The sequence below is a fragment of the Streptococcus sp. E24BD genome (assembly GCF_041807825.1).
Lineage (GTDB): Bacteria > Bacillota > Bacilli > Lactobacillales > Streptococcaceae > Streptococcus > Streptococcus entericus.
Genome location: NZ_JBGTZB010000024.1, coordinates 22,673 through 31,574 on the forward strand (window position 1 = coordinate 22,673; position 8,902 = coordinate 31,574).

At 42.4% G+C, this 8,902-nt stretch carries 10 protein-coding genes; all 10 read right to left on the reverse strand.

The genetic code is table 11. The features are described 5' to 3' along the window. Nucleotides 1–12: 12 nt before the first annotated feature. On the reverse strand, nt 13–300 hold the full coding sequence (gene groES / locus ACERC5_RS06985) for a co-chaperone GroES (protein ID WP_373659107.1): 288 nt from the start codon (nt 298–300) through the stop codon (nt 13–15). A gap of 392 nt (nt 301–692) precedes the next feature. Beyond that, a complete protein-coding gene (locus ACERC5_RS06990; protein ID WP_373660487.1) occupies nt 693–1,463 on the reverse strand; it encodes a hypothetical protein in 771 nt (256 codons plus the stop codon). 90 nt (nt 1,464–1,553) lie between these two features. Beyond that, complete coding sequence (locus ACERC5_RS06995) at nt 1,554–2,411, reverse strand: sugar ABC transporter permease (protein WP_018368846.1); 858 nt, start codon at nt 2,409–2,411, stop codon at nt 1,554–1,556. Beyond that, complete coding sequence (locus ACERC5_RS07000) at nt 2,412–3,716, reverse strand: ABC transporter permease subunit (protein ID WP_373660488.1); 1,305 nt, start codon at nt 3,714–3,716, stop codon at nt 2,412–2,414. It lies immediately after the preceding gene. An 11-nt stretch (nt 3,717–3,727) separates the two neighbouring features. Next, on the reverse strand, nt 3,728–5,422 hold the full coding sequence (locus ACERC5_RS07005) for a glycoside hydrolase family 13 protein (protein WP_373660489.1): 1,695 nt from the start codon (nt 5,420–5,422) through the stop codon (nt 3,728–3,730). Between the two features lie 126 nt (nt 5,423–5,548). Continuing rightward, nucleotides 5,549–6,811 carry an extracellular solute-binding protein gene (locus ACERC5_RS07010; RefSeq protein ID WP_373660490.1) on the reverse strand — a complete coding sequence of 421 codons (1,263 nt, stop codon included), beginning with the start codon at nt 6,809–6,811 and terminating at the stop codon, nt 5,549–5,551. A 300-nt stretch (nt 6,812–7,111) separates the two neighbouring features. Next, on the reverse strand, nt 7,112–7,357 hold the full coding sequence (rpsR, locus tag ACERC5_RS07015; protein WP_018368842.1) for a 30S ribosomal protein S18: 246 nt from the start codon (nt 7,355–7,357) through the stop codon (nt 7,112–7,114). A 22-nt stretch (nt 7,358–7,379) separates the two neighbouring features. After that, nucleotides 7,380–7,859, reverse strand: a complete 480-nt coding sequence (locus ACERC5_RS07020; protein WP_373659102.1) for a single-stranded DNA-binding protein — start codon at nt 7,857–7,859, stop codon at nt 7,380–7,382. An 11-nt stretch (nt 7,860–7,870) separates the two neighbouring features. Continuing rightward, nucleotides 7,871–8,161 (reverse strand): 30S ribosomal protein S6, encoded by a 291-nt coding sequence (gene rpsF / locus ACERC5_RS07025; protein WP_373659101.1) that lies wholly within the window; start codon nt 8,159–8,161, stop codon nt 7,871–7,873. 215 nt (nt 8,162–8,376) lie between these two features. Next, the gene (locus ACERC5_RS07030; RefSeq protein WP_018368839.1) at nt 8,377–8,628 is read right to left on the reverse strand and encodes a hypothetical protein; all 252 of its coding nucleotides are present in this window, start codon (nt 8,626–8,628) and stop codon (nt 8,377–8,379) included. Between the last annotated feature and the right edge of the window lie 274 nt (nt 8,629–8,902).

Sequence of the window (8,902 nt, forward strand, 5' to 3'; positions counted from 1 at the left end):
TCACTTTCCTCCCTATGCTTCAATAATGGCGACGATGTCTGCTTCACGCACAATGAGTAGCTCTTCACCCTCATGCTTGACCGCAAGACCAGCTGAGCGATCGACCAGAACTGTCTGATTAACGGTGACACTTGGAGACACCAACTCACCCGTCAGCGTCCGAATGCCCTCACCGACAGCCAAGACTTGGGCGGTCTTGGTCGCTTCACGGCTAGCACCTGCTAGCACAAAGCCACCAACCGTCTGTTCCTCTTCTTTTGCAACGCGCACCAACACGCGGTCGCCTAATGGTTTTAACATGATTTATCCTCCATTTTTAGGGTAATAGCAGAGCTGAGCCCTGTTTTTAGCACTCTATCCTATAGAGCGCTAATGCTACCCTCTATTCTACCACTTGGTCAGAAATAGTCAAGAAAAAAAGTTGCTGATTAAACAGTAATAGAGGCAGGAACAAAAGTCCTAGCCTCCCTTTTTATTATTGTTGCCAAAGTCAGACGCAAAGGTTTTGAGCAACTCTTATCAGCTTTGCCGATTTTAGAGTTGCCAAAGTTCCACTGAATCTTTGGAAGTTGGAAATAGAGCGGACAACGTCCGTGTCAAAGAAAGTCTAGGAAGAGACCTTTTCGACTTCTAAACGTTCAAAATTAAATAAAGTGAGGAAATATCAAATTCTGCCGAATGCCCACTCTCATCTAGGTATCTCTGAAGCGAGTTTTGAAAAAGACAAAGACCACAGCCAACACAAAGAGGATATTTTGCGTCATGACGATGGTAGGCAATTCCTGACCGGTTAACCCAAACCCAAAGGCCAGTAAAGTTGGCAGACCGAGACAGGTTAAGGTCAGATTATAAGCTTGTTTGAACCCCTTGATGTCAAACCATTTGGTCAGGGAAGCCAGAAAAAGAATGCCACTCGCACCAAGCACCAAAAAGATAAAGTTCGTCCCTAAAATCAAGCAAGAACTACTAATCAGAAAAAGACTGACACCAAAACGATTGCTCGTAAACCAGTGGTTAGAGATTGCTGCTGACAGCGCCTCTTTTGAGGAAATATCTTGCTGACTGAGCTGTTGGTAGGGCACAGTGACGACATCAATCTTATCTTTAACGAGTTTTAACTGTTGCTTGCCAAAATGGTAGCTCACCCCGGTCTCTTCTGGTGCCTTATCACCAAAAGTCACTTGGGGAAAGCTCGCTTCCTCAACCATCAACTCACCATCTCTTAATTTTCCCGTTTGCAGATGAGTAATAACCTCTGTGGTTAAGGGCTCGTAAATGCCACTAACCACCCTCTCCAAGGGATAACTCTCCATTTGCCCAACTTGTAGAGAAACAGGAATAAATAAAAGTGACATCAAGAAAATGGTGGTCAAAATAGCCTGCCAGACCGTAAGAGAGGTTCTCTGGGCAAATACCCGCCTAGGCGATAGCAAGCTGGAAAAATAAGACATCGGATAGCGCATCCTTGTAGCTCCTTTCGTAGAAAGAGTGGGACAAGATCTCTTGCCACCACTCTTAAACTGATTTGAGATGTTATTAAACCTTCTCTTATTCTATCCTTTTGTCCCACCTTTTGTCAAACCAGACACAAAGTTTTTCTGGAGCATGAAGAAGAGGATTGAGATTGGCACAGCAATCAAAATAGCTCCCGCTGCAAAAAGTGTGACACGTTGGTTCTTGGCATCAGAGATAAAGGTCTGAAGCCCAACCGCAACAGTATAGTATTCTTGTGAGCGAAGCAAGAACTTAGCGAGCATGAAATCTCCAAACGGTCCCATAAAGGCCCAAAGTGCCTGAACGGCAATCATTGGCTTGACGAGGGGAAGAACAATTTGCCACAAAATCCGCAAATGTCCTGCGCCGTCGAGTTTAGCAGATTCGTCCAAGTCATACGGTACCGTATCAAAGTAGCCTTTCATCAGCCAAGCATTCATCGGGATACCACCACCAACGTAAATCAGAATCAAGAACCAGTACTGGTTAAGGGCGTTGAAGAGCCAGGCCATAACAAAGTAGGCAGTCAGAGCAGCCATGGTTGGCACCATTTGAATCACTAAGAAGAACAATAAACTTTTTTTCTTGCCGTAAAAGTTATAACGACTATACGCATACCCTGTCAGAGTGATCACCGTCACTTGGATAATCATGGTGAAAAAGGCCACGATAATCGTATTGAGGTACCAACGCCCATAAAGCGTCTCAGTGAACAAGCGACTAAAGTTATTAAGCGTGAAATTGCTCGTTAGATCAAACGTAAAGGCTGTCACATTCCCTGGGCGAAAAGCTGAGCTAACCGTTACCATGATTGGGAACAAGATAATCGTTGCTAACAAGAGCAAATAGACGTAGGTAAAGAATTGTGTCAGAAATTTTTTCCGTTTGACAGAGCTTGAAAATTGTTTAGAAGCCATCTATCTATCCTCCATATTAAACGCATTGAATTTTTTAAAGGTGATAAGTGACACAGAAATGACAATCATTGAGATAATCAACGTCACCGCAGATGCCATTGAAAATTGTGGCGATGTTTGAGTGGTCAACTTATAAATCCAAGAAATCAAGATATCTGTTGCACCAGCACCACCACCGACACTACCTGGTCCACCGTTGTTAAAGAGATAGATGATGGAGAAGTTATTAAAGTTAAACGTATACTGAGAAATAAAAGTCGGCGCAGCAACTGCCAAAATCATTGGTAAGGTGATTTTCCAGAATTTCTGCCAAGCCGTTGCCCCATCAATAATCGCCGCCTCATACAAATCAGACGGAATAGATTGCAGAATCCCTGAGACTAAAATGTAGATGTAAGGGAAGCCGAGCCAGCCTTGCACCATAATGACAGCTACTTTTGTCCAAAACGGATCTGTTTTCCATGGAATGAGACCAAAATCAACAAAAGGAATCAGTTTTTCCAAGAACGGCAACACCTGCACATTCATCGCACCGATGGAGTCATTAAAGAAGTTACCAAAACTCATGATAGAGATAAAGGCTGGAACAGCCCAAGGGAGCAAGAAGATAACCCCAAATACCCGCTTAAACTTGATGAATGGCTGATTAGCAATAATAGCTGTCGCTACCCCAATAACAATCTGAAGGGTTGAGGCAAGAATCGTCCAAATAAAGGTCCATTTCAACACCGCAGAGAAAGCCGTTCTAAAGGTGCTGAGTTGAACGATATTGATGAAGTTTTTAAATCCAATCCAGTCCAATAACCGCTGTGGCGGAATATGTTTAAAATCGTAGTTGGTAAAGGCAATAAAGAGCGTTACCATAACAGGAAAGACAATCGCAAAGGCCATCGCCAGATAAGCAGGAATGGTCAGCAAGTAAGGAAAACCGTTCTCATAAATAGAGTGAAGCGTCTCTTTTGCAGTGAGCGGGATTTTGACCCCGTCACGAACCAGTCTAGCAGTATAATGCGCATCTCTCATCGTTGCTACATGAATAAAGAGCATGATGATAAAGAAAATAATCTGCATTGATCCTTTGATCAGAAGAAACAAAGAGTGATCAACACCAGGGGTTGTTCCCAGAGTGATTAACCCTTGAATCGCTGGAATCCCAAAGGTCAGGATTTCAAGGATTTCTAGTGCAAAGACACCAAGAAGCATCAATCCTTTTGCTTTTTGACCGTTATAAAGTTGTCCAAGTCCTAAAATGAGGGATAGCCACATGGCTTTTTGGGGACTGTGATGTTGTGAATCGTTTGTCATAATGACCCTTTCTACAATAGATGATGAATTAAGAAGCCATGGGTTGCTAAGTTTGTGTCGATCAACCCGTTAGCGATGACTAACTGGCCAACAGAAATTTCTCGCTCCTGCCCCTTGTTAATGAGTAATTCAATGACCTGAGATGGTGTGTGTCGCCGGATACTTAGCACATCGCCCTGAGCTGTAATGGTGATGTCACCTTTTTGAAGAACCGGTAGCTCCTTCAAGCGAATAATCTTTTTGAACAGTGTTAGTAAATCGTTGTCTTGGGTCACCTTATCCCAGTTGAAACAGCGACGACAGTCAGGATCATAGCCACCTTCCATGGCAATCTCTGTCCCATAGTAGAGGCAAGGAATACCGACATAGGTGAACAGCAAGGCGACTGCGGCTAATAACTTATCTCTTGACCCACCGATTTGAGTAAAGAAGCGGTGCGTGTCATGAGAGTCCAGCAAATTCAAATTCATGCGATTGACCTGATCGGTGTTTCGCATGAGAATATGATTGAGTCGCTCTGCCATCTCCTGAGATGATAGGGTATCTGTCGCAAAATAATCAATGCAGGCTTTCGTAAAGGCATAATTCATGATGCCATCATACTGATCCCCTTGTAAATAGGGGTAAGCATCGTGCCAGTTTTCACCGATAATAATGATATTGGGATTGACGGCTTTCACTGCTTTTCTAAAGCGACGCCAGAAATCATGCGATACTTCATCTGAGACATCAAGTCTCCAACCATCTAGCTGAAACTCTCGCGTCCAGTAAAGGGTGACATCCAAGAGGTAGTCCTGCACATCAAGATTGGACGTGTTAAACTTTGGCATATAGGAGCAAGCAGCAAATGTCTCATAATTGATTGCTTTTTGGTCAACGGTTTCACCGTCAATCATAAACCAGTCAAAATATGGCGAAGCCTTCCCCTTGTTCATCACATCTTGAAATTCTGGAAGCAAGTCACTGGAATGATTGTAGACCGCATCAAGGATAATTTTCATCCCCAAGTCATGACTGTCATCAATTAACTGCTTTAGGCTTAACTTGCTACCAAACTGTTTGTCAACATCGTAATAATCTCGAATATCATACTTATGATTGCTGATGGATGAAAAAATCGGAGTCAGGTAAATGGTAGTTATTCCCAAGTCCTTGAGGTAGTGTAACTTTTGCCTAATCCCTTCCAGGTCACCTCCGGTAAAACTTTTCGGAAGCGGCCTGTCCGTCCACGCCATATTGATGTAGGTATCATCCTTCTCAGCATCTCCGCGATAAAAACGATCCACAAAAATCTGGTAAAACACTGCGCTGTCTGCCCAGTCGACCACACGATGAACATCAATTGGGTTGATGTACGGCAGTTGGAAGCAGTTATAAAACGCATAAGCAAAATCGTACTGTTCACTAAAGCCATTTTCATGGTAGTACCAGCAGTTGTCTCCGTCCTGAACTTTGAAAACATAGGTCAGTCGAACGTCTGTCAACTTTAGGCGAATCTCGAAATAAGCATAAATGGCATCAGTACATTTGAACGGTATCGGAACTTCTTTTTGATGTTGGTGATAGGTGTACTTATCACCATAAACTAGGCTAATCTCTAACTCTTGATCTTCTTTTGCAACCCGCAAACGAATGACAACTTCGTCATCAGAAATTGCAAAACAATACCTTGAGTCAGGAATATGCAAAAATCCTGCCTTGTTCATTCCATTCCTTCTTCCTAATATGTATTCTTTCTGTTCAGCTTTTTCTCTCCCTATCAATCACTTTTAGGCAGTGATAGGGAGAGAAAAAGCTGAGCAGAAATAGTTCTGAATCAGCTTTTTGAGGTTTTATTCAGAATATTTTTGCTCGATAGCTTCTTTAATGAAGGTTACAGCTTCTTTGCTGGCTGTCTTAGCATCTTTTTTACCTGAGGCAACGTCAAAGAACAATGTACCTGCTGGTTCCCAAACTTCTGCCATTTGAGGAATGTTTGGCATTGGTTGAGCATTTAAGAATTGAGCAATAACAGCGCTTGTCAACTCATTTCCTTGTGCTGAAGCATATTCGCGTGCTTTAGTGTTAGCAGGAATTTCTTGCGTAGCATCGTAGAATGATTTTTGGTTCTCTTCGTTTGTGACATAGTCAAGGAATTTTTGAGCAACATCCATGTTTTTGCTGTAGTTTGAGATAACCCAAGCTTTACCACCACCGAAGGCTTCGTAGTTGCCACCGTTAGTAAGAGTTGGAATTTGAGCAGCTCCGAAGTTTACACCAGCTTCTTTAAGTGCTGCTGCAGCCCAAGGACCATCAATGATTGCAGCTGTTTTACCTGATGTAAATTGTTCAGTGATGAAGTCTCCTGCTTTTGTTGTATCTTGCATTCCTTGAGGCCACATAGCATACCATTTTTTAGCATACTCAAGTCCTTCTACAGTACCAGCATTGTCCAAACCGATATCTGATGGCTTAGTACCGTGGTCACCAAAGACGTAACCACCGTGACCAGCAATCAAACCGTAAGCATAGTAGAAGTTAGTCCAGTTTGCCAAGAATGCTACTGATTTACCATTTTCTGAAGCGAAGGCATACTTGGCATCTTTTTGAAGCTCTTCGAGTTCTGCAAATGTTTTTGGAGCCTCTTTGATTAAATCTTTGTTGTAGTAAAGAATTAATGATTCTACAACAGCTGGAGCGCCGTAGATTTTTCCATCTAAAGTAACCAAGTTTTGTGCTGTTTCATCATAATCAGCTTTGTTACCCAAGGTTACTTCAGCAAGTTGACCTTCGTTACCTAAACCACCCACGCGGTCATAAGGTGCCACAAAAACGTCTGGGGCAGCACCTGTTGGGCCATCTGTCGCTAACTTATCCAAGGTATCAATCATACCTTCTTCTTTAACAGTGATTTTAACACCATTTTCTTCTTCGAATTTTGTTTTGATCTTGTTAATGTAGTCAACATAGCCAGTATCTACAGAAACAACCAATGACTTTTCTCCCTCAGCAGATTTTTCTGCTGTGTTTGATGAAGAAGAGTTGCCACAAGCCGCTAAAGTTAGGGCAGAAGCAAGCCCAAGAGAGCTTAAAGCGATTTTTTTCCAATTCAACATTTGATTGGACCTCCTGAAATTTTTTAGAAACGCAACCGCTTGCGTTGTTCATAAGTAGTATAACACAAACTGATTGCGGTTGCAAGTGTTTTTATCATTTTTTTGGGAAGAAATAAGTTCGACTAAAACGCTAACAAAAAAACATTAGAGGTGCTGGCTAGCAACTGTATACAGGTCCTCGTCCAGAGGTATAATTTAAAAGTAACTTTCTTGGTTTAAGGCTCAAGTTCTGAGCTCTGCTATTTCGCATCATATTTTACAGATAAAAGAAAAATCCCAGCCTGAGCTGAGATATTTTCATTAGTCTTCGTTAACGAATGGTAACAAGGCCATAACGCGAGCACGTTTGATTGCTGTTGTTACTTTACGTTGGTTCTTAGCAGACGTTCCAGTCACACGACGTGGCAAAATTTTTCCACGTTCTGAGATGAAACGGCTGAGAAGCTCAGTATCTTTGTAATCAACATATTCAATCTTGTTAGCTGCGATATAGTCAACTTTTTTACGGCGTTTGAATGCACCGCCGCGACGTTGTGGTTGAGCCATAGGTTCTCTCCTTTATATCAGTTTAGAATGGTAAATCATCATCTGAGATTTCCATTGAATTTGACCCGCCGAACGGGCCTTCTTCTCTAGCGAAGTTAGGTGTTTGAGCTGGTTGTTGGTAGTTGTTGCCGCCAAAACCTTGACTAGGAGCTGATGTATAGCCGCCTTGTCCTTCTCTTGCCGTACGGCTTTCCAGCATTTGGAAATTTTCCGCAACAACTTCTGTTACATAAACCCTTTGTCCTTGGGCATTGTCATAAGAACGTGTCTGGATACGACCAGTAATGCCGATTAAGGCACCTTTCTTAGCCCAGTTTGCAAGGTTTTCAGCTTGCTGACGCCAGATAACGCAGTTGATAAAATCAGCTTCACGTTCTCCAGCTTGATTTTTAAATGTCCGGTTAACAGCCAAAGTAAAGCTGGCTGTCGCCACATTTGACGGGGTGTAACGAAGCTCAGCATCACGGGTCATCCGACCAACGAGTACGACATTGTTAATCATAGGTCACCTACTTAAGCGTCGAGTTTCACAATCATGTGACGAAGAATATCGCCGTTGATTTTTGACAGACGATCAAACTCATTCAGAGCGATAGCGTCAGTTGCTTCAACGTTAACGATATGATAAAGTCCTTCACGAAAATCTTGGATGTCGTAAGCCAGACGACGTTTTTCCCATGCTTTTGATTCAATGATGGTTGCACCATTGTCAGTCAAAATTGAGTCAAAACGCGCTACCAAAGCGTTTTTTGCTTCTTCATCAATGTTTGGACGAATGATATAAAGAATTTCGTATTTAGCCATTGATATGTCCTCCTTTTGGTCTAATGACCTGCACTCTTTGGCGCAGGTAAGTGAGGTCTACTCACAAATAACTATTTTAAACCATTTTTTGGGATTTTGCAAGCAAAAACTCGTGATAACAGGTAAATTTTCCCCTAAACTTTTTCAAGCTCAAAAATAGGTCGAGACAGCATGTGACTATGTCTCAGTCGCCATGCTATCCCAGACCTACTTTCCTATGGTTGATAAGACCTTACACGGTCAAGCCTCTGAAGAAATTTTTCCTTGAAAATGGGCTTTAAGCTGGTCAAATCTCGACCTAGCTCAGGTCTCTCTTTTAACAACAATGTCAACACTTGTTGCCCCTCTAATGCCCAATCCCCAACCAGCCAGACTTGCTTGCTGTATAAGGATTCAAATTCGTCTACAATAGGTGCAATTGCTGCGTAATAAATGGATAATGGGCTTCTTACGTAACTATAGGTCATGTCTTTCTCCTTGTCTTTTTTGATAGTATTATGATAGCGTAACAATGTTAAAGAAAACTAAAACGAGAACCGTATGGAATAATCACACATGCACCTAAGAGTTTTGTAAGCCACTCCCACCTCTTGAGCTCATTTTCTTATAATTTACGAATCCGTTTGCCGGTCTCAAGGTCAAAGAAATGCCCCTTAGACACATTGAGTGCTAACTCGACAGTTGAGCCTGGTACCAAGTAATCTGTCGCTGAAACGCGTGCAGAGAACTCCTGCTCACCCA